The following is a 21460-nucleotide window of genomic DNA, read 5'->3' on the forward strand; positions in this document are numbered from 1 at the left end:
GCTTCAGGACGGCGTCAACGTCCGCCGCACCGCGTCCTTCCAGCCGGCATATTTCCACTCGCGCGTTTGCGCATCCATGTGCGGCACAAAGCGTTTGTCGAGCCGCCACTGCGCCGCGAAGCCATCGAGATCGGGACACAAACCGGCGGCGCGGCCGGCGAGATAGGCGGCACCGAGCGCGGTCGTTTCCATCACCACCGGGCGATCGACCGGCGCGGCGAGGATGTCGGCAAGAAACTGCATGGTCGCGTCGCTCGCCGTCATGCCGCCGTCGACGCGCAGCACTGTTTTCGTGCCCCGTGACGTCGGCCAGTCGGCATGCATGGCTTCGATCAGGTCGCGCGTCTGATAACCCACGGCATCGAGGGCGGCACGCGCGATTTCGGCACCGCCGGAATTGCGCGTCAGGCCGAAGATGGCGCCGCGCGCCTGGGCATCCCAATATGGCGCGCCGAGACCCACGAAGGCCGGCACCAGATAGACCTCTTCCGCCGGATCGGCCTTGGCGGCGAGCACCCCCGCTTCCGACGACTTGGCAATGATCTTGAGACCATCGCGCAGCCACTGCACTGCCGCTCCGGCGATGAAGATCGCGCCCTCGAGCGCATAAGTCCGCTTGCCGTCGAGTTGATAGGCGATGGTCGACAGCAGGCGGCTCTGCGACGTGACGCGCTCCGCGCCGGTGTTGAGCAGCATGAAACAGCCGGTGCCGTAGGTCGACTTCATCATGCCCGGCGTGAAACAGCCCTGCCCCACGGTCGCGGCCTGCTGATCGCCGGCCATGCCGAGAACCGGAATAGCCGCGCCAAACAGGTCGGGCGTCGTGACGCCGAAAGAACCCGCGCAATCGCGCACGTCCGGCAGCATTGCCATTGGCACACCAAACAGCCGGCAAAGCTCTTCGTCCCACTGGCCGCTACCAATATCGAGCAGGCTGGTGCGTGCGGCATTGCTAGCATCGGTCGCATGGACTTTGCCGCCGGTGAGACGCCACAGCAGGAAACTGTCGATCGTCCCGAAAGCGAGCACGCCACGGTCCGCCTTGCTGCGCGCACCCTCGACGTGTTCGAGCAACCAGGCGATCTTGCTGGCGGAGAAATAAGGATCGACGATCAATCCGGTTTTCGCCGCGATCTCCGCTTCGTGACCGCCGGCGCGCAAGTCCTCGCAGAACGGCGCGGTGCGGCGGTCCTGCCAGACAATGGCATTATGGATGGGCTCCCCGCTCGCGCGGTCCCACACGACGGTCGTCTCGCGCTGATTGGTAATTCCGATGCCCGCGACATCCTTCGCTGCAAGGCCCGCTTTGGCGATTGCCTCGCGCACCACGGCAATAGTCGCGCGCCAGATTTCTTCCGGATCGTGCTCGACGTAGCCCGGCGCCGGAAATATTTGCGGAAGCTCCCGCTGGGCCAGTGCGCAGGGCTTGAGCGCCAGATCAAAGACGATGGCGCGCGTCGAAGTCGTGCCCTGATCGATGGCGATGAGATACGACATCCTTAAGCCCCCGGCCGCGTCAGTGCGCCGAGGCTAAGGCTTCGCAACCGGAATGAAAAGCCCGGATCAATTCAGATAGATAAGCGTCTTGCTGTCGTCTTCGTCACGATGAATATCGACCAGCTTGCGCGGCGCCGGGCCGTAATACTGACCGGAGCGGATATTGGGACGCGGGTTGAGCAGCACCGCGGCCATACGGTCGCGCAACGACTTGGTCGACACGGGCTTCAGCAGGAACTCGTTGACGCCGATCTCGATCGCCTCGATCACCTTGGCGCGTTCACCGTGTCCGGTGAGCATAATGATCGGAATGTCCGGCATCGGGAAAGTCTGCGGCGAGCGCACCATGCGCACGAACGCCGGGCCGTCGAGGCCAGGCATGCTCCAGTCCAGGATCACGACGTCCGGCTGCTCGCGGCGGATGGCATCGAGACCATGCATGCCGTCATGCGCCTCGACGATGTTGCGCACGCCCATGCCGGTCAGCAATGTACGCACGACCTTGCGCATGAAGGGCTCGTCGTCGACGACCAGCACTTTCAGCTTTTCAAGGCGGCGATCCAGCTCCCTCGAATCGTATTGCATAGGCGGCCCCGATAACGGTGTCGTCACGACCGCATTAAAGCACAGCCCCGTCGATACGAGGTGAACAACGGTAACCCAATTGCATTGACGCCGGTAAGGTTCTGTTAAGCTTGAGCCGGACGGCGCAGCGCGGCGATCAGCCGGTCGATCGCCTCGCGCTCGTCCGCCGTGGCCGACAGGCCGAGCTTGCCGCGGCGCCACAGGATATCTTCGGCGGTCTCAGCCCATTCGTTCTCGACCAGATAGCGGATCTCGGCAGCGGTTAGATCGCCGGTCAGGACTGGCCCCAGGGCCTCGAGACTTTCGGCGTCGCCGAGGAACTTTTCGACGCGCAGGCCGTAAGCACGCAACATGCGCCGCGCCGTCGTTTCAGACAGGAACGGCCAGCGAATCTGCATTTCCGCCAGTACTTCTTTCCAGTTCGCCCATTCAAATTCGCCGCCCGGCAGCTTGGCCTGCGCGGTCCATGGCGCACGACCGGGAAAAACGCGGTCGAGCTTCTTCAGCGCCGCCTCGGAGAGGCGGCGATAGGTCGTGATCTTGCCGCCATAGATTGTCAGCAGCGGCGCTTCATTGCGTGGCGTCTCGAGCTCGAGGTGATAGTCGCGGGTGACGTCTTCCGGCTTGCCCTTGCCGTCGTCATAAAGCGCGCGCACGCCGGAGAACGACCAGGCGAGTTCGTCCGGAGTCACCGGATGACGAAAGTAACGGTTGACCACATCGCAGAGATAGAGAATTTCGTCGGCGCTCGGCGCCGGCGAATTGAGATCGCCGACGAAGTTCTCATCGGTCGTGCCGATCAGCGTGAACTCGCCGGCGAAAGGCAGGGCGAAAACGACGCGCTTGTCGGGCGCCTGGAAGATGTAGCCACTGTCGTGATCGAACAGCTTGCGCACGACGATGTGACTGCCCTTGATCAGGCGCAGACCCGCCTTGAGTTCATGGCGCAGCACACTGCCAGCGACCTCGCCGATCCACGGGCCCGCGGCATTGACCAGCACCTTGGCCGTCGCGGTGTCGCGGCGGCCGTGATCGTGCAGCACAAGTTCCCAGACGCCGCCGCGGCGATCGGCGCGAACGCAGCGTGTGCGGGTGCGGATCGAGGCGCCGCGCTCGGCCGCATCGAGGGCGTTGAGCACGACCAGCCGGCTGTCGTCGACCCAGCAATCGGAGTACTCGAAAGCGTAGCGGAAGGCGCGCTTGAGCGGCTGGCCGACGACGTTGTGCGTCAGGTCGATGGTCCGCGCCTTGGGCAACAGCTTGCGGGCGCCAAGCACGTCGTAAAGCCAGAGACCGAAACGCAGAAGCAGCGGCGAGCGTTGCCCGGCGGCCGGCGGCAACACGAATCGCATCGGCCGGACGACATGCGGCGCGATGCCGAGCAGCACCTCGCGCTCGGACAGCGCTTCGCCGACCAGCCGGAAGGCGCGATGTTCGAGGTAGCGCAGGCCGCCGTGAATGAGCTTGGACGACGCCGACGACGTGCCCGCCGCCAGGTCGTTCATCTCGACCAGCAGCACCTTGAGGCCGCGCCCGGCGGCGTCGCGCGCCAGCCCGGCGCCATTGATGCCGCCGCCGATAATGGCGAGGTCGTAATCGGCCGCTTCGGGCCCGGCCTGGGGGGTATTGGCCATAAATCTCTTCGGTTCGGCGGCCGATCCTGGAAGGCGGCAATCGGGGACGGTCTGCCCGGCCAACCTAGGCGGCCCGACGTTAACGTCGATTAAAGCCGAAAAACCGCCCTCGGGACACCAAATGCCTTTGCCACCGCCCTGGCTTCGACATATCTCTTTTGTTGTTACGGTTTGACGTCACGCCCCGCCGTTCAAGGTCACTATGCCGACCCCCCGACTACTCGTTATCGAAGGCAACTCCCCCGCCACCATGGCCGAACACGTCGCGGTCGGCGGCACCCCGGCCAGCGAGGGCTATGCCAATCTGCTGCGCGAATTGCTGCCGGTGGCCCAGGTCGATATCTGCTACCCGGCCGATGTTTCGACCCAGTTGCCGCCCGGCGAAGCCCTGGAAGGCTATGACGGCATCGCCATCACCGGATCCAGTCTGCACCTTTACAACGGCGGTGCCGAGGTCACGCGGCAGATCGATTTGGTGCGCCAGGCCCTGACCACCGGCACACCGGTGTTCGGCTCATGCTGGGGCCTGCAGATCATCACCGTCGCCGCCGGCGGCGTGGTGCGCAAGAACCCGAAGGGCCGCGAGATCGGCTTTGGCCGCGGCATCCGCCTCACCGAGGCCGGCCGCAAGCATCCCATGTATGTCGGTAAGCTCGACGTCTTCAATGCGCCGACCGTGCATCTCGACGAGGTCGAGGCTCTGCCGGCGGGAGCGACCGTGCTGTCCAGCAACGCCATGTCGCAGGTGCAGGCGGTGGAGTTCCGTACCCCGGCCTCCACGGCTTGGGGCGTGCAGTATCATCCCGAATATCCGCTCAAGGAACTCGCGGCCATCGTGCGGCGCATCGGCACCCGCCTGATCGGCGAAGGTTTTTTCGCCGACGAAGCCGACATGAAGGAATTTGCCCGCGACCTCGACGCGCTCGATCGCGATCCCGCCTGCAAGCGCCTGTCGTGGCGTCACGGCATCAGCCAGAATGTGCTCGACAAGAAGCTGCGCGTCAGCGAGGTGGCGAACTGGGTCGAATACCAGGTGCTGCCGATGCGCGTGAAGCGCGGGCGGGGATGAGCCGTCATGCCCCGCGGAAGCGGGGCATCCAGTAATCTCTGACGCTCGACGGCACCGTGAAGCCCGCGGATACTGGATCGCCGCTTTCGCGGGCGATAACATCGAGGAAAACTCCCATGACCTTCACCGGCAAACTCGTCCTCGTCACAGGCGGCACCGGCGCGCTCGGCGCCGCCGTTGTGGATACGCTGCTCGGCCAGGGCGCGCAATGCGTCGTACCGCATCGTGACGAAGCAGAAGCGCAGCGCTTTGCCCATCGCGGCAACAAAAACGTCAAACTGGTCGCGGCCGGCGATCTCGCCGATGAGTCGGTCGTCGACCGGCTTTATGGCGGGCTCAGGCTGTGGGCTTCGATCCATGTCGCCGGCGGCTTTGCCGCGGGCCCGGTCGAGGATACCGACAAGGCCGCGCTGATGAAGCAGATCGACGGCAATCTCGTCTCCTGCTTCCTGTGCTGCCGCGCGGCGGTGAAGGCGATCAAGGCCGCCGGTGGCGGCGGCCGCATTGTCAATGTCGCGGCGCGGCCGGCGCTGGAGCCGCGCTCGGGCGCCGGCATGAGCGCCTACACCATCGCCAAGTCCGGCGTCGCCGCTCTGTCGATCGCGCTGGCCGAGGAAGTGGCCAAGGACGGCATCCTCGTTAACGCGGTGGCGCCGTCGATCATGGATACGCCGGCCAACCGCAAGGGCATGCCAAAGGCGAATTTCGACAAATGGCCGAAGGCCGAAGAGGTCGCGGCGACGATCGTCTTCCTCGCCTCGCCGGACAACGCCGTCACGCGCGGCGGCGTCGTGCCGGTCTACGGCAAATCCTAGATTTTGTTTTGTCGCGTTTCCGGACGGCGAACCGGATTCCACTTCGCCTGGAAACGCTCCTAGCCCGCGATCGGCACCAATTCGAGCGAGGGCCGCACATTGCGCTGCACGCTCGACGCCGCGACCACGGTCCGCTGCTCGGCGAAAGCCTCGTGGTTCTTCTCGATGTGCTCGAGATTGTAGAGATAATTGACCATCAGCCCGTAGGACTGGGCGATGCCCTTGTCGGAAGCGTCGGCGAGCCAGTCGAGACGCTCGAGCCGCGCACCATTGCCGAGGTGGAAGCGCGCCACCGGATCGATCGGCAGCCCGCGCGGCGTCTTGGCACGGAGATAGTAATACGCCGCGGCGCGCAGCATCGGCTCGCGCATTTGCGCCACCTTCTCGGCGTCGAGCCACCAGTTCGGCTCGTCGAGCGCAGCCAAAGCCTGCTTGTCGGCTTCGTTGATGGCAGGCGAGGTCTCCTGCCCGCGCTCGCGCTTGAGCCATTTGGCGAAGGTCGGCGCCGGCGACAAGGTGACGAGAGTCGTGAGCTTGGGCAGTTCGCGGCAGACTTCCTCGACCACCTGCTTGATCAGGAAGTTGCCGAACGACACGCCGGCCAGACCCCGCTGGCAGTTCGAGATCGAATAGAACACCGCGGTACGCGCCTTGTCCGGCTCGACCGGCTCGCGTTCGGGCGCCAGGATCGGCGCGATTGCCTCCGGGATGTCGCGGGTGAGCGCGACCTCGACGAAGATCAGCGGATCGTCGACCATCGCCGGATGAAAGAAGGCGTAGCAGCGCCGGTCCCGCGGATCGATGCGGCGGCGCAGGTCGTCCCAATCGCTGATTTCGTGCACCGCCTCGTAGCGGATGATCTTTTCCAGGATGTTCGCCGGCGTCGACCAGTCGATATGGCGCAGCACCAGGAAGCCGCGATTGAACCACGACGTGAACAGGTGGACGAAGTCTTCGTTCACCGGCTGCAGATCCGGCCGGTTCGGCAGCGCGTCCATGAGCTGCTCGCGCATCCGCACCAGCGCCGCGGTGCCACCGGGTGCCAGATTGAGCCGGCGGAACAGTTCCTGACGGCGCGGCTCGGAGGCGACGTGGAGCCGGGCGGCGGTGTCGTCATTCGGGTTGGCCTGCCAGGCGGCGATCGCTTCGCTCACCCGCTCGGGCTGCACGCCGAAACGGCTGACGAGCGCCTCGAAGAAGGCGATGCGCGGGCCGATCGTCAATTCGGCATAGCGGGACAGGATGTCGCGCGCCCGCGCCACGCCGGAGGCTTCGCCGCGCCCGGACAGTAAATCTTCGCAAAGCTCGATGAGGCCGTCCGACCGCGCCGCGACGTCGCCGCGTCGGCTGCGGTCGAGCAAGGCCCGGCCGCGGTCCGAAATCGATTGCAGGAGTTCGCCGAAAAACGAGGTGTTCATGACGCTCCTATCCTAGCGGCTTTATTTCGCAATGGGCCCCATCAAATAGTCGGGGAGCCATGTGGCGATCTCGGGGAAGATACACAAGATCACGATGCAGAGCACCATCATCCCGACATAGGGGACCGAGCCCCAGAGCACGGTCTTGGTCGGCACATCCGGCGCTATCGCATTGACGACAAACAAGTTCAGCCCAACCGGCGGGGTGATGAGGCCGATTTCCATGTTGATCGTCATGATGACGCCGAACCATATCGGATCGAATCCCGCCGCGGTGATGATCGGCAGCAGAATCGGCGCCGTCATCAGAATGATGCCGGCCGGCGGAATGAAGCAGCCGCAGACCAGCAGGAACACGTTAATGAGGCCCATCAGCACCCATTTGTTGACGTTCAGGGCGGCGATCGCCTCCGCCAGGGTCTGGGTGATGTAGAGCGACGTCAGCATGTAGCCGAACAGCACGGCGGTCGCGATGATCATCAGGATCATCACCGACTCGCGCGTCGTGGAACGTAGAATGTCCCACCACTGCATCGGGTTCCACATGCGGTAGATGAGAACGGCGAACAGAACGCAGAACGCCGCGCCGACGCCGGCCGCTTCCGACGGCGTCGCAATGCCGCCATACAGCACGTACATCACCGCGATGACGATGACGAGAAATGGCGCGACCTTCGGGACCGCCTCGAACTTCTCCTTCCACGAATAGCGGAAGTCCGCCGCATAGGCGCGGAAGCCCGACTTCCAGATGTAGTACACCGTCCAGCCCATGAAGAGCGCGGTCAGCAACAGACCAGGCATCACGCCGGCCAGAAACAGACGGCCGATCGAAGTCTCGGTGGCGATGCCGTAGAGGATCAGCGTGATCGACGGCGGGATGAGAATGCCCAAGGTGCCGCCGGCGCAGATCGATCCGGTGGCGACTTCATCCGGATAGCCGCGCTTGCGCATCTCCGGAATGCCCATCTTGCCAATGGCGGCGCAGGTCGCCGGCGAGGAACCGGTGAGCGCCGCGAAGATGGCGCAAGCGCCGAGGTTCGACACCACCAACCCGCCGGGCACGCGATACAGCCAGCGATCGAGCGCGATGTAGAGATCGCGCCCAGCCGGCGACGAACCGATCGCCGCTCCCATCATGATGAACATCGGGATCGACACGAGCGTGAAGTCGTGCAGGCCCGAATAGAGCGTCTCGGCGGCAACGTGCAGGGATGCGGGTCCCTGGAAGATGACGAGGAAGGCGATGCCGACCGCGCCAAGCGCGAAGGCAACCGGCGCGCCGGTCAGGAAGACGGCGACGGTGACGACAAAGACAAGTACGCCTTGGGTTGCCGGACTCATATGCCGGTCTCCTTGATCGAAACGGCCGGACCTTCGCCGGTGATGCCGAAGGGCGGCTCGCGCCCCGTCACCAGGTCGAGAAAGTCGACGATGTATTGGAGAGACAGGATGCCGAGACCGACAGGCATGGCCATGTAGGGAATCCACAACCGCGCGCGCCACATCGAGTCCGAGCGCCAGTTGTTCTCATAGGCCTCGAGCCAGAACGAAAAGGTAAGCCAGGTCATCACCAGGACGAACAGCAGCGAGATCGACACCGCGAAAAAGGCCAACCACCAGCGTGCGCGCGGACCGGCATAGATCGGCAGCACGTCGACATTGACGTGCCCCTTTGTCAGCAAAACGTAAGGACTGCCGAGGAAGGTCGCGGCGACGAGGCTGAAGGTGACAAAGTCGGTCTGCCAGATTGTGGTCTCGTTGAGCACGTAGCGAACGAATACCATCTGGCAGACGATGACCACGGCTGCGGCCGTGAGCGCCGCAGCAAACACGCCAAATGCGACTGACAACCACCGCACGATGCGGGTGAAGAGTTCCATGATCCCCTCGGAAGATTTCTCAAGAAAAATCGGCCGGCGCGAGGCCGGCCGATCGGTAGCGGATGCCGGTTACTTCACGGCCAGAGCGGCGTCGATCAGCTTCTGACCGTCGGACACTTCGCTGGCGAATACCTTGTACGAGCTCTGCTGGGCGATCTTGATCCAGGCATCGTACTCTTCCTTCGTCAGCGTGACGACTTCGACATTGTTCTTCTTGAAGGTCTCGACCATCTTGTCGTCGAGCTTGCGGCTTTCGGCGTTGAAGTAATCTTCCGACTTCTTGCCGGCGGCCATCAGCGCCTTCTTCTGGTCGGCCGAGAGCTTGTCGTAGCTCTTCTTCGACATCAGCACCGGCTCGTACATGAACCACAGCGCGTTCTCGCCCGGCGCGGTGATGCACTTGACCTGCTCGTAGATGCGGAATGAGACGAAGCTGCCGTTCGAGGTGTCAGTGCCCTCCGCGACGCCGGTCTGCAGCGCGTTGTAGACTTCGTTCGACGGAATGTTGACGATCGAAGCGCCGGCCTGCTGCCACATCTGCGCAAAGGTCGGGCCGGCCGAACGGACCTTCTGGCCCTTGATATCGTCCGGCTTACGGATGCAGCCCTTCTTTGAAGCGACCGAGCCCGCGAGCCAGGCATCAGCAACGACGACGACGCCGGCCTTCTCGATCTTGGCCTTGATCTCCTTCATGAAGGGCGAGCTGTTGAGGCGCGCTGCACGGTCATGGTTGCGCACCAGACCGGGCATCAGCGTGGCCGAGAAGGCGCCGACCTTGCCCGAGGCATAGTCGAGCGGAAACGCCGCGAAATCGAGCTGGCCGTTGACCAGAGCGTTCCACTGATCGTTCGGCTTGAACAGTGACGCGCCAGGATAAACCTGGATGTCGACGCCGGCCGCCTTCATTTCCTTGGCAATGATCTGCACCATCTCGTCGCGCGGATCGCCCTTGCCGCCCGGAAACTGGTGCGAGGCTTTCATGGTGATCTGGGCCTGCGCCGAGGCCGACAGCGCCACAACGGCCGCGGCCGCCAGCAGAGTGGTCAGTTTTTTGGTCATCCTATGTTCCTCCATTCGATTTGCAGTCTTTTGTTGTGGCGGATTTTCACCCACCCAATGTCACGTCCATAGAATAGCGGTTGCTACAGCATTTGCCCCCGCGGCGACATTATCCGCCGGTGCGGCACAGCGCCATAGCGCGACCCGGAATTCCTGCGCAACCCCTTGGGCCCCAGAGCAATTCCGGTATGGCCAGCCTTGGACGATGCCTCTATAAGCGCCACCGACCTGCCACTGCCCAAGTTCCCGGAGATTTAGAATATGTCCAAGCCGCTCCAAGGCGTCCGCGTTCTCGAACTCGCCCGCATCCTGGCGGGTCCCTGGGCAGGACAGACGCTGGCCGACCTCGGCGCCGACGTCATCAAGGTGGAGCGCAAGGGTGCCGGTGACGATACCCGCCAGTGGGGCCCGCCCTTCGTCGAGAGCAAGGCCGGCGACCATCTCGGCGCTGCCTATTTTCACGCCGCCAACCGCGGCAAGCGCTCAATCGAGCTCGATTTCGAGGATCCGGAAGGCCAGCGCATCGTCCGCAAACTGGCGGCGAAATCGGACATTCTCATCGAAAATTTCAAGGTTGGCGGTCTCGCCAAGTTCAAGCTCGATTATGCGAGCATGAAAGAGGAATTTCCGCACCTGATCTATTGCTCGGTCACCGGTTTCGGCCAGGACGGGCCTTATGCCAAGCGCGCCGGCTACGACCTGATGGCGCAGGGCATGGGCGGCGTCATGGACCTGACCGGCATGGCGGACGGCGAGCCGACCCGTATCGGCATTCCGATGTCGGACATCTTCACAGGCGTCTATTCGGTCATCGGCATTCTTGCTGCACTGCACCAGCGCAAAGCCACCGGCAAAGGCTGCTACGTCGATACGGCGCTGGTGGATTCAACCGTTGGCGTTCTGTCCAACCAGGCGTTGAACTATCTCGTGTCCGGCAATGTCCCGAAGCGGATCGGCAATGCCCACGCCAACATCGTGCCGTACCAGGTTTTCCCGGTCGCGGACGGCCACGTCATCATCGCCACCGGCAACACCGGCCAGTACGTCAAGCTGTGCAACATTCTCGGCGCGCCTGAACTGGGCACCGACCCGGCCTATGCCGATAACACCGGCCGCCTGACGCGGCGCGATGAACTGATCGGCAAGCTGTCGGCATTGACCTCGAAAATGAAGCGCGACGATCTACTCGCCCAGCTAGAAGCGCAGGGCGTTCCCGCGGGGCCAATCAACAATGTCGAGCAGGTGTTCGAGGACCCGCAGGTCATTCATCGCGGCATGAAGCTGGAGTATCCGAGCGCCGACGCGAAGTCGGGCAAAATTCCGGGCGTGCGCACGCCGATCGTCATCGATGGCTGGCGCGCCGCCAGCGACCGCCCCTCGCCGAAGCTCGGCGAACACACGGCCGAGATCCTCAAGGAGATCGGCGAAGGCTGATCAACCTTCCCCGCGCTGGCGCAGCGACAACCACTCCCACACTGCGACGACGATCATGATTGCCGTTGTCGTCGCCGATAGCATGACCGGCGTCATATAAAAGGATGCCGGAACGGTCAGGGCCAGAAGGCCCAAGCCGATCAGATGCGAGAGCGGCAGGTTCGGCGCCGAGAGCCGCTTGAACAAAGCGTTGCCGGTGAGATAGAGCGCCGGCCCGCCAACCAGTGCGCATAGCGCCGGCAGCTCGACGTGACCGCCGGGGTGATGCAGCACCAGTTCGTCGCCGACCGCGACACCAATGATGCCGGCGACGATCGGCAGATGCATGAAGGTATATCCCGAGCGCGCCAGGCGGCCGGGATCGCTGGACGCTTCGATCTGCCGGCTGGCGCGTTCGGCGCCGATATTGAAGTAGACCGCCCATAGCGCGACGCTGCCAATGAAGGCTGTCAGGAAAGCCACAATCGTTTCGTTGGTCCAGGTCAGCGTAGCAAAAGTCGCGCCGGTGATCAGGATCGACTCGCCGAGCGCGATGATGATGAACAGGCCGCAACGTTCAGCCATGTGGTTGCCGGCGACTACCCATTCGGCGGTCGTGGAACGGCCGAGCCACGGCAACCAGTAGCCGACGATCGGCGCCACCGTTTCGATGGCCACCGCCAGCGTCCACACTTCGAGCCGCAACGTGGCGTCGACGAAGGCGCCTGCCAGCCAGAACGGCGCCGCCGCCAGGTGCCATGTCGAGATGCGCACGAAATTGCGGAAGTTGACGGGGTCGTGCCGGTTGAGCGACCACAGCATCGTGAGGTCGCGCACCAGGTGCATCGACACATAGGCAACCGCCATGGCGCCGCCGCGATCTTCGAATGCCTTGGGGATCGCCGCGGCGAATACCAGGCCGGCCAGCATGAGCGCGAACAGCATCATGCGCACGGCCGGACGCGCCGGGTCGAGCCAGTTGGTGACCCAGGCCGCGTTGATCCACGACCACCACACGGCGATCAGCAGCACCGTTGCATGGGCAAGGCCCGTCAGACTGAGCTGCGCCAGAAGGCCATGCGACAATTGCGTGACCGCAAAAACAAACACGAGGTCGAAAAACAATTCGACGAAGGTGACGCGGCTACTTTCGTGATGGCCACGAACGCGCAATTGGCTGGTTCGGGCGGCAAAGAAACTCATGCGAGGGGTCCAGGTTGACCAGACATTCATAGCCGTCGCGACGGAAGCCGCCAACCGGCCCGGCACGACGACAGGAGCCAATCCCCCGCCGATGCGTTAGGCTGATGCGATGGCAAAGAGAAAGCGCAAACCGGCGGAAGGCAAAGGGACCAAGGCGGCGACCTCGGGCGATGACGACCTGATCGGCAAGCGCATCAGGATCGACCGCGCAACCTGGGACGCGATCTCCCTGATGGCGCGCGAGCAGATGAAAGACCTCGACGAAATCACCGAGGAAGCTTTCCGCGACCTTTTGAAGAAATACGGCCGCACCGCCGACTTCCGCGAGGCACTCAGGATGAGCGCAAAGCAGGCCGGCAAACAAACTGCGGCCAAGTCGAGCGCCCGCAGGCACCGAGGCCGGACACGCTGACGCCGGGCACGGCTTCGTATTTGCGCAATGGAACTTCCGCGGCCAGTTCCAGTTGATGCGCCATGGACGCCAACACCTGGGACGAAATATTCCGCCTGCTCGCCGCGGCCGGCGCCGGCATGGCGATTGGCGTCAATCGCGAGATGCAGGGCAAACCGCTCGGCATCAGGACGCTAGCGCTTGTCGCCGTTGGCACCGCGCTGGCGACAATGACCGCCATCGATTTTCGCGGCCTTGACGAACATCCGGACGCGCTGAGCCGCGTCGTACAAGGCGTGCTGCAAGGTGTGCTCACCGGCATCGGCTTCATCGGCGCCGGCGTCGTGCTGCGCGACAAGGAGAGCGGAACGGTTCATGGTCTGACCACCGCCGCTTCCGTTTGGGTCACAGCCGCGCTCGGCATCGCCTGCGCATTGGCGGCCTGGCACCTCGTCGTCATCGGCGTAGTGCTGACGCTTGTCGTGCTGGCGGGTCTCGGCTGGCTTGAAAGCAAGCTGTTTCCTGGCGACGACGCACCGAACGGCTCATCAAATCGTTGACAATTTTTAAATTTCGAACGCCGGCGGCCGGTCTATATTTTTGTCCGGGGGACTTATCGGCAGATGGCCGACTCAGATAGCTGTGCCGGAAACACGTTGCCGCCCGGAAATTCTCCATGCGTCTCGCCTTCAAAGAAGCCCCTCCCCTGCAGCCCGACGCCGATTTTGGCCACGACGACATCGAACAGGCCAAGGGCTGGACCAATCTCATGACTCCTGCCCGCCGTGCCGCGCTCGACGCGCTGGAGCGCGAGTTTCATGAATTGGTGGTCCAGGGCATTCTGAGGACCGCAGGGCGCTGACCCGGCTCCGGCGTTGCGCTAGTCTGGATGACAGCCTAAAGCCATCCGCTGGCAACATCGTCCGAAGGCACCATGGACAGCGACATCCTGCGCAGACTGCACTACGCTGCGGCCATCGGCTGCGGCGCCTTCGCGGCGCTGGTGGTGCATATCGTACTCACGGTGTTCGGCGCCGGCCTCGATGCCGTGCTGCGCGAGGTCAATGCCGGCAACGCCAGGCAGATGGCGTCCGCCATCGCCTGGTGGGCCATCGCCGGCGCCGGCTTCATCGGCGGCTGGAGCACCGGCGCCTATCTCATCGCCGCGGCGCGCGGCCGCGAGTTCATGGCGCGGCTGGCGCAGCGTTTCCTCATCGCCGTGGTGTTCGCGATGGCCACCGCGGGCGGCGTCATGAGCAAGAGCGGCAATCTCGGCGGCACCATCGACGTGATCGCCGGCCTGACCGCGCTCGGCCTCGGCGTCTTCTGCGCATTCTGCGGCGCGCGGCTCGCTTATCTCAACGCCGAACAGGTGTAACGCGAAAGCTGTTGCGCTTTACGCCGCCGCTGCCGAACGCGGCCATTCTCATCGCACCAACCGGTCGATGTCCTCGTCGGTGAAGCCGAATTTGGCCATCATGGAACGATGGGCCTCACTTCCGACGAAGCGCTCAAGGACGCTGTCGATCATGCGACGAAACTCGTCGTCCGTTTTTCCGACAGCGAAAGCACCGTAGGCCGGCGGCTTTTCGACGGCCGGCACGGCAACGACGTCGAGCTTCCAATCAGGATGCCCATCGATAAACCCGGCATGGGCGCGAGCGACGCTGGCAAAGGCACCGGCCCGCCCATCGCGAACGGCGGCAGCGGCTTCACCATAGGTCTCAAAGATCAGGATGCGCCGCTCGGGTACGCCGAATTCGAGCGCCGAGCGATGTTGATATTGATCCCTTACAACGGCAAGCGTGCACGCGGTGTTGTCGGCCACCGATGCGTAACCCGACAGAATTAACGCATTGCCTTGCCGGACCAACAGGCCATCGGCGAGCGCCCAGATCGGCCGCGTGAACGCGACGGCTTTCCGTCGCTCGTCGGTCGCGAACAGCCCCGTCGTCATACGCCACCGCCCGTGCACTATGCCCGGGATCAATCTGGCGAATTCGGTCTCGATCGGCTCAAAGGATGCGATGCCAATCTGCGAGAAGATGTAGCGAGCAAGCTCGACGTCGCAACCCGTGACGGTCCCGTCGGCCGTCCGGTAATTGAATGGCGGCTCGATAAGATATGCAAATTTCACGAAGAACTCACGCTCCAATGACTGTGGGCATGAGCTTGACCGAATGAGCCTGCCAAACGCAAGCGGTGTACACAGATCGGGATTGCGCTTTACGCCGCCGCCGCTGGCCGCATTGCGTCCTGCAGCATCATGTCGGCGCATTTCTCCCCGATCATGATAATCGCCGCATTGGTGTTGCCCGACACCAAGGTCGGCATGATCGATCCATCGGCGACGCGCAGGCCGTCGAGACCACGCACCCGCAGCCGCTCGTCGACCACCGCATGGGCATCCGGCCCCATGCGGCAGGTGCTCACCGGGTGGAACACCGTCGTGCCCTTGTCGCGGGCGAAATTCAGTAGTGCCTCGTCGCTCTGCGCCTGCGGGCCGGGATTGATCTCCTCCGCCACATAGCGCGCAATTGCGGGCTGGTTCATGATGTTTCGAGTGAGCTTCATGCCGGCGATCATCACGTCGCGATCGAAGGCTGCTGACATATAGTTCGCTTGAATGGCGGGCGCCTCGGCCGGATCGGCCGACTTGATATGCACGGTGCCCCGGCTGTGCGGACGCAACTGGCAGACCGAGGCGAGGAAGCCGGAATGCGTATGCAGCTTCTGACCGACGCTGTCGGCACTGAACAGGATGAAGTGGATCTGCACGTCGGGTGAGGCCAGTGATAGATCGGTCTTGAAAAAGCCGCCGGCGTAGCCGGCGCCGATGGTCAGCGGTCCCTTGCGGTAGATCGCGTAATCGAGCGCCGCGCCGACGCGTTTCGCCAAGCTCGCCATCGTGTCGTTGACGGTGATCTTCTCGGTGCAGCGATACTGGAAGCGCGCCTGGAAATGATCCTGCAGATCGGCGCCGACGCCGCGCATCTCGTGCCGCACCTCGATGCCGTGCGAGCGCAGCAAGTCGCCGGGCCCGACGCCGGAGAGCTGCAACAGCTGCGGCGAATTGAAGGCTCCGCCTGACAGCACGACTTCGCCCGCAGCTCGTGCCTGGAACACCTGGCCGTGCTGGCGATACTCGACGCCGACGGCGCGCTTGCCCTCGAACAGAATGCGTGTCGCCAGAGCCTGCGAGACGACTTTCAGATTGGCGCGCTTCAGCGCCGGTTTGAGATAGCCCTTGGCCGTCGAACAACGCCGACCGTTGCGTGCGGTGAGCTGATAATAGCCGGCGCCTTCCTGACTCGGACCGTTGAAATCGTCATTGCGCGGATGGCCCGCCTGCTCCGATGCCTTGATGAAGGCTTCGCACAACGGATGCGTCTCGACGTCCGAGACGCAGAGCGGCCCGCCCTTGCCGTGCAGATCGTCAGCACCCCGTTCCTGATCTTCCGATCTGCGAAAATAAGGCAGCACATCGTCGAAGCCCCAGCCGGCGTTGCCGAGCTGGCGCCATTGGTCGAAGTCCTCGCGCTGGCCGCGGATATAGAGAAGGCCGTTGATCGAGCTCGACCCGCCCAGCACCTTGCCGCGCGGCTGGATGATACGGCGGCCGTTCAGTTCCGGCTCCGGCTCGGTCTGGTAGAGCCAGTTGACGCGCGCGTCGGTGAACAGCTTGCCGTAGCCGAGCGGAATGTGAATCCAGATGTTGCGGTCGCGGCCGCCGGCCTCGAGGAGAAGAACGCGGTGCTTGCCGGAGGCCGAAAGCCGCTCCGCCAGAACGCATCCGGCGCTGCCGGCGCCGACAACGATGTAATCGAACGAACCTGCATCCTGCAAAGGCATTTCCCCCGGGCGATTTGTCATTTGCCGGGAGTGTAGCCAAAATTCGTTAGCCGGAAAGACCGGCTTCAGCTGCCGGAATAATCGCCGATGATCGGAAGAAAGAACCGATTGGCGTGCCCCCGGAGCGCGTCGAAGAGGCTTCATCTCCGCAAGGCCGACGAATACTTGCTTCGGTCAACGCAACAATTACCACACACATGCGGTTGAATCGCCTTGCCTTTCCAGAGAATGGAGACCTTTTTCTAACATCTAGTACAGTTGACTTGTATCAAATCTCTCCGGCGCTTCTTCGAGTGAAATAAAGATACAATATTTGTGCCTGCAGCACGACAACACGACATTTCTCGGATTTCGGCAAGTCATTGCACTCATAGGCTTGGGGAGGACTTTCCATGCCTGCGTCCGGACTCTCACGAGACAACTGGAGACAAACTCAATTGAAGCCGGAAACGCCATTTCAACGGCCGGCCAATTGTCCCGTGTCAGAGTGCCCTGCGATTTCGATGTATGAGCAAGAACTGCGTCGGCACAGAGCGACCGAATCCAAGCTGCGAGAGACCCTCGTTCGGGAAAGAGCGCTGCTGCAGCAGAAAGAAGAAGCGACTCAACAGATTGTAGTTCTGGCCAGGGAGTCCGAGCACCGTCTTTTGAACGGACTTCAGTTAATCACGAGCCTGCTCGCGGTACAGAGCCACAGGTCCAAGAACCCCGATACGACGGCCGAACTGAACATTGCCGCCAACCGTATCGCAACGCTTGCACGCGTTCATCGACATCTCCACACCTTGGACAATGTCGAAAGTATCGAATTAAAACAATACCTTGAGAAACTGTGCGACGATCTTTTCGATATGGTGTCGGGCGACACGCCCGAACGATCAATACGTATTAAAGGAACCGAACTCAACATCCCGAGCGCCACCGCCATTCCTCTTGGGTTCATCGCCAGCGAATTGATCACGAATTCGATCAAGTACACAAATGGGAATATAACGATTGAACTAAGCGTAACGCCGAATGGAGACTGCACTCTTTCTGTCAGCGACGACGGCCCGGGCTTGACAGCGGCTTTCGACCCAATAGCCACGCCTGGGTTGGGCATGAAGATAATCGCCGCGCTGACAAGGCAAATAAACGGCGAACTCCATTTCGCCAAGGGCGATCACGGTCAGGGAACCAGATTTTCGGTAACGTTCAAACCTCAGGGAACGAGATCATGAACCGCAATCTTCTCTATATTGCAATTGCCGCCTTGGTCGTCATTGCCGCGGTCGTCAGCTACTAACTCTACCAGGAGCGCCAAAAGACCACCGGCATCGAGATTAGCGTTGGAAAAGGCGGAATCTCCATTGAGAAGAAAGAGTAGGCGTCTGGGCACAATACTGGGAACCGATTCTATTTTCATGTAGCGGCAGCAAAGGGGGATCAGTCATGTCACTCGGACTCATTCTCGTTATCGTCCTGATCATCTTCTTGCTTGGCGGGTTCAGCGGCCGCTTCGGAGGCTACGGCTACGGTTTCGGTCATGGCGGCGTGGGATTGATCGGCACGATCCTGATCATTGTGCTCATTCTGATGCTGCTCGGGCGCATATGATCGGCAGTCAAGGAACCTGATGACCCGCCTCCACACCGAAAACCATCTCGTGAGCCGCATCGGATGGCTGCGCGCGGCAGTGCTCGGGGCCAATGACGGCATCATCTCGACTGCAAGCCTGATCGTGGGCGTTGCGGCGGCGGCCACAACACAACACGAGGTCCTGATCGCGGGGGTTGCCGGCCTGGTGGCCGGCGCCATGTCCATGGCCGCCGGCGAGTATGTTTCGGTCAGTTCGCAATCCGATACAGAACGTGCGGACCTCGCGCGCGAGCGCAAGGAATTGAGCGACAACCCGGCCTTTGAACTCGATGAACTGACAAATATCTACGTGAAGCGCGGCCTCGATAGGGCATTGGCCCGGCAAGTGGCCCAGCAACTCACGGCAAATGATGCTTTGACGGCCCACGTCCGTGACGAACTCGGAATTTCCGAAATCACCGCCGCGCGTCCGGTGCAAGCCGCACTGACATCGGCCGCGACATTTGCCATCGGCGCGGCCATGCCGCTGCTCATGGTCATCGTGGCGCCCGCAAACGCGCTAGTGCCCGTCGTCGCGGGGGCGTCTCTGGGCTTTCTCGCACTGCTCGGCGCGATCGGCGCGCGAGCGGGCGGCGCTAACATTCTCCGCGCCACCGCCCGTGTGACATTCTGGGGGGCGCTGGCATTGGCGATTACGGCCGGTATCGGCAAACTGTTCGGCACGGTGATCTGAATGGGGAATCGGGTTCTCGACGACGGTATCCTTCAGGTCAGTATTTATGCCGCACATCTACATTGCTCCAGGTGAAAGACGGCTGATCGCGCGATTCTGGCAGAGCGCCTCCGGATTCTGGCGTGGCCCGACGAGCTGGCGTGCGTGGTTGCTGGTTGGACTGCTTATCGCCACGGTTCTTCTGCAGCTGTTGACGCAATATTGGCTGAATTTCTGGAATCGTGCTTCGTTCGCTGCTCTCGCTGCGTTTCGTAGCGATGGAACAACATGCTGCGCTCGTCGCGCTAGGCCGTCGTCTTGACGTCCTCGATCTCCTCGTAGCGCAAGGTCAGCATCTGGCCATCGACCGCCGTCGCTTCGACATAAGTTTCGAAGCAGACGAAGTCCGGCAGGATGCCAATGTCGAGACCGCCGCGCCGGATGATGATCTGGGCGCCGCGATCTGTCGCCGCGGTGAGCGCTTTCTGCAGGGCCTGTCGTTTTCCCAAATCCATGTGGCATGAACTGCGCGCCGCCCGGAATGTTCCGGAATTGGACCGGCGGCCTGAGTTACCCGGCCCAAAGCTGGCCGCCGCCATCGACTCTCAGGACCTGGCCTGACACGAATGCGCCCATGGGGCCGGCGAAGAACTCGACCACCCGCGCCACTTCATCCACAGTGGCGATGCGGTCGAGCGTACCGCCTTCTGCCATCCGCGCCGGATCGACCGCGCGCGTTGCGACGAAGCGTTCGGTGCGGGTATCGCCGGGCGCGATGCTGTTGACCGTGATGTCATAGGGTCGCAGTTGGTCGGCGAGGCAGCGGGTGAAGTGTAAGGCGCCGGCCTTGGCCGTCGCATAGATCGAGGCGTTGGTCCGGCCCTTGAAGGCGGCGACCGAACCGATGGTGACGATGCGGCCGCTGCGGCGCTCCATCATCCCTTTGGCGACCGCCTGACAAACGAAAATCGTGCTCATCAGATTGCGGTCGATCACCGCGCGCACATCCTCGGCCTTGATATGCACGACGTCATTCGGATCGGGCTTGCCGCCTTTGGCGGCGATGTCGCCGCCAGCATTGTGGACGAGGATATCGATGGCGCCGAGTGCGGACTCGGCCGTGGCGATCACGCGGGCGATGTCGTCCGGCACTGTCAAGTCGCCGAGGATCTTCACGGTGTGGACGCCGTGCTCCGCGGCAATGGCGGCGGCGACATCCGTCAGCGTCTGCGCGCCGCCGAATTCCGCCGGGCCATGCTCGCGCATGCCATGAACGGCGATATGGCAACCGAGGGCCGCCAGGCGTTCGGCGAAGGCGCGTCCGAGGCCCCGGCCAGCCCCGGTCACCAGCGCAACCTTGCCTTCCAGAAGTCGTGTACTCATGGCTTCCAGCTCTTGTTCGAAAATCTTACAGCACGCCGGACGATCAATCGGCGGTGAGGGTCAGACCGACAGCCAAGGTCTGGGCCAGGCACATCGGCGCCACCATGGTGCGCAGCGATGGCTCCGGCATGTCCGGAATTTCGAACACGACGGTAGCACCGGCGACGATCGGGCTCAGCAGACTGTCGGTGATGGTGATCGTCGGCACGCCGAGCGCCACGATTTCCGGAAACACCCTGGCGGTGTCCGGATTGTAGGTGCGGAAGCTGATGGCGACCAGTGCATCTTGCGGCGTCGCCTGGCTGGCCTGGTCCATGATAGCGCTGCCGAGACCGTCCAGCATGACGACGCGGCGGTCGGACTTGCGCAGCACATAAGTCAGATGCGCTGCGACAGGGAAAGAACCGCCGAGGCCGAGCACATAAATGTGCCGCGCCGTGGCGAGGAGGTCGATGGCGCGGGCGAGATCATTGTCGCTGACGCGATCCTGCAGGCTCTCCAGCGAGACAATGCCTTCCGAGGCAAAGCGCGACAACACCGAATGCGGCGCGCTGCCGCCGTCGAAGCCGCCATCGCGGCGCATGCGTGTGATGCGTTCCTTGTAGCTCGGCACGACATTGTCGACGAGACGCACGCGAAAGACCTGCTGCATCTCGGTGAAGCCGCTGTAGCCGACGGCATGGGCGAAGCGGACGATCGCCGACGGCTGCACCTTGGCGCGCTGCGCCACTTCCGCGACCGTGCCGAGCGCCATTTCGGTCGGGTGCTCGAGCGCGAATTCGGCGATCACGCGCAGCCGGTCGGAGAAATCCGCATGCAGGCGGGCAATCTTCTGCCGCAACTCCTCGTATGTGTCGGCTCGGGACACCTTCGATTTCGCCTTGGTGGTCATGTTGGCGGTCATGGCCTTCGCAATCCTGCCCTCCAATGCCTACCGCGATTCTGACGATAGCTGGTTTATTTCACTTTAC

The 21460-nt window shown here is 62.9% G+C and carries 23 protein-coding genes; 10 read left to right on the top strand and 13 right to left on the bottom strand.

Annotation, left to right across the window (positions count from 1 at the left end):
- Nucleotides 1-3: 3 nt before the first annotated feature.
- The 3 genes from glpK to E8Q40_RS19325 all read right to left on the bottom strand — a co-directional run bounded on the left by glpK (nucleotide 4) and on the right by E8Q40_RS19325 (nucleotide 3716).
- On the bottom strand, nucleotides 4-1497 hold the full coding sequence (gene glpK, locus E8Q40_RS19315; protein ID WP_137046065.1) for a glycerol kinase GlpK: 1494 nt from the start codon (nucleotides 1495-1497) through the stop codon (nucleotides 4-6).
- Nucleotides 1498-1563: 66 nt separating this feature from the next.
- Nucleotides 1564-2082 (bottom strand): response regulator, encoded by a 519-nt coding sequence (locus E8Q40_RS19320; RefSeq protein ID WP_137046066.1) that lies wholly within the window; start codon nucleotides 2080-2082, stop codon nucleotides 1564-1566.
- A gap of 104 nt (nucleotides 2083-2186) precedes the next feature.
- Entirely contained in the window at nucleotides 2187-3716 is a 1530-nt protein-coding gene (locus E8Q40_RS19325; RefSeq protein WP_137046067.1) for a glycerol-3-phosphate dehydrogenase, read from the bottom strand.
- Nucleotides 3717-3918: 202 nt separating this feature from the next.
- Between E8Q40_RS19325 and E8Q40_RS19330 the strand changes: the two genes are divergently transcribed.
- On the top strand, nucleotides 3919-4785 hold the full coding sequence (locus E8Q40_RS19330; protein WP_137046068.1) for a type 1 glutamine amidotransferase: 867 nt from the start codon (nucleotides 3919-3921) through the stop codon (nucleotides 4783-4785).
- 116 nt (nucleotides 4786-4901) lie between these two features.
- Nucleotides 4902-5600: an SDR family NAD(P)-dependent oxidoreductase gene (locus tag E8Q40_RS19335; RefSeq protein WP_137046069.1), complete on the top strand. Its 699-nt coding sequence runs from the start codon at nucleotides 4902-4904 to the stop codon at nucleotides 5598-5600.
- A 59-nt stretch (nucleotides 5601-5659) separates the two neighbouring features.
- Here the strand turns inward: E8Q40_RS19335 and E8Q40_RS19340 are convergent, their stop codons facing one another.
- The 4 genes from E8Q40_RS19340 to dctP all read right to left on the bottom strand — a co-directional run bounded on the left by E8Q40_RS19340 (nucleotide 5660) and on the right by dctP (nucleotide 9957).
- Nucleotides 5660-7018, bottom strand: coding sequence for a malonyl-CoA decarboxylase (locus E8Q40_RS19340; protein WP_137046070.1), 1359 nt, complete (start codon nucleotides 7016-7018; stop codon nucleotides 5660-5662).
- Between the two features lie 21 nt (nucleotides 7019-7039).
- Nucleotides 7040-8359 carry a TRAP transporter large permease gene (locus E8Q40_RS19345; RefSeq protein ID WP_137046071.1) on the bottom strand — a complete coding sequence of 440 codons (1320 nt, stop codon included), beginning with the start codon at nucleotides 8357-8359 and terminating at the stop codon, nucleotides 7040-7042.
- Nucleotides 8356-8898, bottom strand: coding sequence for a TRAP transporter small permease (locus E8Q40_RS19350; RefSeq protein ID WP_137046072.1), 543 nt, complete (start codon nucleotides 8896-8898; stop codon nucleotides 8356-8358). Before E8Q40_RS19350 ends, E8Q40_RS19345 begins: the two co-directional genes overlap by 4 nt.
- A 69-nt stretch (nucleotides 8899-8967) precedes the next feature.
- Entirely contained in the window at nucleotides 8968-9957 is a 990-nt protein-coding gene (gene dctP / locus E8Q40_RS19355; RefSeq protein WP_137046073.1) for a TRAP transporter substrate-binding protein DctP, read from the bottom strand.
- Nucleotides 9958-10218: 261 nt separating this feature from the next.
- On the opposite strand from dctP, the gene E8Q40_RS19360 reads away from it, so the two are divergent.
- Nucleotides 10219-11391: a CaiB/BaiF CoA-transferase family protein gene (locus E8Q40_RS19360; protein WP_137046074.1), complete on the top strand. Its 1173-nt coding sequence runs from the start codon at nucleotides 10219-10221 to the stop codon at nucleotides 11389-11391.
- Here the strand turns inward: E8Q40_RS19360 and E8Q40_RS19365 are convergent, their stop codons facing one another.
- A complete protein-coding gene (locus E8Q40_RS19365; RefSeq protein ID WP_137046075.1) occupies nucleotides 11392-12573 on the bottom strand; it encodes a low temperature requirement protein A in 1182 nt (393 codons plus the stop codon).
- 109 nt (nucleotides 12574-12682) lie between these two features.
- Between E8Q40_RS19365 and E8Q40_RS22310 the strand changes: the two genes are divergently transcribed.
- From E8Q40_RS22310 to E8Q40_RS19385, 4 genes are all read left to right on the top strand, one after another.
- A complete protein-coding gene (locus tag E8Q40_RS22310) occupies nucleotides 12683-12985 on the top strand; it encodes a hypothetical protein (protein WP_246662926.1) in 303 nt (100 codons plus the stop codon).
- A gap of 62 nt (nucleotides 12986-13047) precedes the next feature.
- Nucleotides 13048-13524: an MgtC/SapB family protein gene (locus E8Q40_RS19375; protein ID WP_137046076.1), complete on the top strand. Its 477-nt coding sequence runs from the start codon at nucleotides 13048-13050 to the stop codon at nucleotides 13522-13524.
- A gap of 116 nt (nucleotides 13525-13640) precedes the next feature.
- On the top strand, nucleotides 13641-13826 hold the full coding sequence (locus tag E8Q40_RS19380; RefSeq protein WP_137046077.1) for a hypothetical protein: 186 nt from the start codon (nucleotides 13641-13643) through the stop codon (nucleotides 13824-13826).
- Nucleotides 13827-13898: 72 nt separating this feature from the next.
- Entirely contained in the window at nucleotides 13899-14342 is a 444-nt protein-coding gene (locus E8Q40_RS19385; protein WP_137046078.1) for a hypothetical protein, read from the top strand.
- A gap of 48 nt (nucleotides 14343-14390) precedes the next feature.
- Here E8Q40_RS19385 and E8Q40_RS19390 read toward each other — a convergent pair whose 3' ends face one another.
- Together E8Q40_RS19390 and E8Q40_RS19395 are read right to left on the bottom strand one after the other, a co-directional pair.
- Nucleotides 14391-15242 carry a transporter substrate-binding domain-containing protein gene (locus E8Q40_RS19390; protein WP_137046079.1) on the bottom strand — a complete coding sequence of 284 codons (852 nt, stop codon included), beginning with the start codon at nucleotides 15240-15242 and terminating at the stop codon, nucleotides 14391-14393.
- The gene (locus tag E8Q40_RS19395) at nucleotides 15191-16816 is read right to left on the bottom strand and encodes a choline dehydrogenase (RefSeq protein WP_137046080.1); all 1626 of its coding nucleotides are present in this window, start codon (nucleotides 16814-16816) and stop codon (nucleotides 15191-15193) included. Before E8Q40_RS19395 ends, E8Q40_RS19390 begins: the two co-directional genes overlap by 52 nt.
- A 503-nt stretch (nucleotides 16817-17319) precedes the next feature.
- Here E8Q40_RS19395 and E8Q40_RS19400 point away from each other — a divergent pair.
- From E8Q40_RS19400 to E8Q40_RS19410, 3 genes are all read left to right on the top strand, one after another.
- Complete coding sequence (locus tag E8Q40_RS19400) at nucleotides 17320-18036, top strand: sensor histidine kinase (protein ID WP_168197914.1); 717 nt, start codon at nucleotides 17320-17322, stop codon at nucleotides 18034-18036.
- A gap of 211 nt (nucleotides 18037-18247) precedes the next feature.
- The gene (locus tag E8Q40_RS19405; RefSeq protein WP_137046082.1) at nucleotides 18248-18412 is read left to right on the top strand and encodes a DUF3309 family protein; all 165 of its coding nucleotides are present in this window, start codon (nucleotides 18248-18250) and stop codon (nucleotides 18410-18412) included.
- A 19-nt stretch (nucleotides 18413-18431) separates the two neighbouring features.
- Nucleotides 18432-19127 (top strand): VIT family protein, encoded by a 696-nt coding sequence (locus E8Q40_RS19410; protein WP_137046083.1) that lies wholly within the window; start codon nucleotides 18432-18434, stop codon nucleotides 19125-19127.
- A 284-nt stretch (nucleotides 19128-19411) separates the two neighbouring features.
- Here E8Q40_RS19410 and E8Q40_RS19415 read toward each other — a convergent pair whose 3' ends face one another.
- From E8Q40_RS19415 to E8Q40_RS19425, 3 genes are read right to left on the bottom strand one after another with little or no spacing between them, the layout of a single operon-like run.
- The gene (locus E8Q40_RS19415) at nucleotides 19412-19621 is read right to left on the bottom strand and encodes a hypothetical protein (RefSeq protein WP_137046084.1); all 210 of its coding nucleotides are present in this window, start codon (nucleotides 19619-19621) and stop codon (nucleotides 19412-19414) included.
- A 55-nt stretch (nucleotides 19622-19676) separates the two neighbouring features.
- Complete coding sequence (locus tag E8Q40_RS19420; RefSeq protein ID WP_137046085.1) at nucleotides 19677-20489, bottom strand: SDR family NAD(P)-dependent oxidoreductase; 813 nt, start codon at nucleotides 20487-20489, stop codon at nucleotides 19677-19679.
- Nucleotides 20490-20532: 43 nt separating this feature from the next.
- Nucleotides 20533-21393, bottom strand: coding sequence for a MurR/RpiR family transcriptional regulator (locus E8Q40_RS19425; RefSeq protein ID WP_246662928.1), 861 nt, complete (start codon nucleotides 21391-21393; stop codon nucleotides 20533-20535).
- Nucleotides 21394-21460: the final 67 nt, after the last annotated feature.

It is taken from the genome of Pseudolabrys sp. FHR47 (genome assembly GCF_005153485.1).
Classification (GTDB): Bacteria; Pseudomonadota; Alphaproteobacteria; order Rhizobiales; family Xanthobacteraceae; genus Pseudolabrys.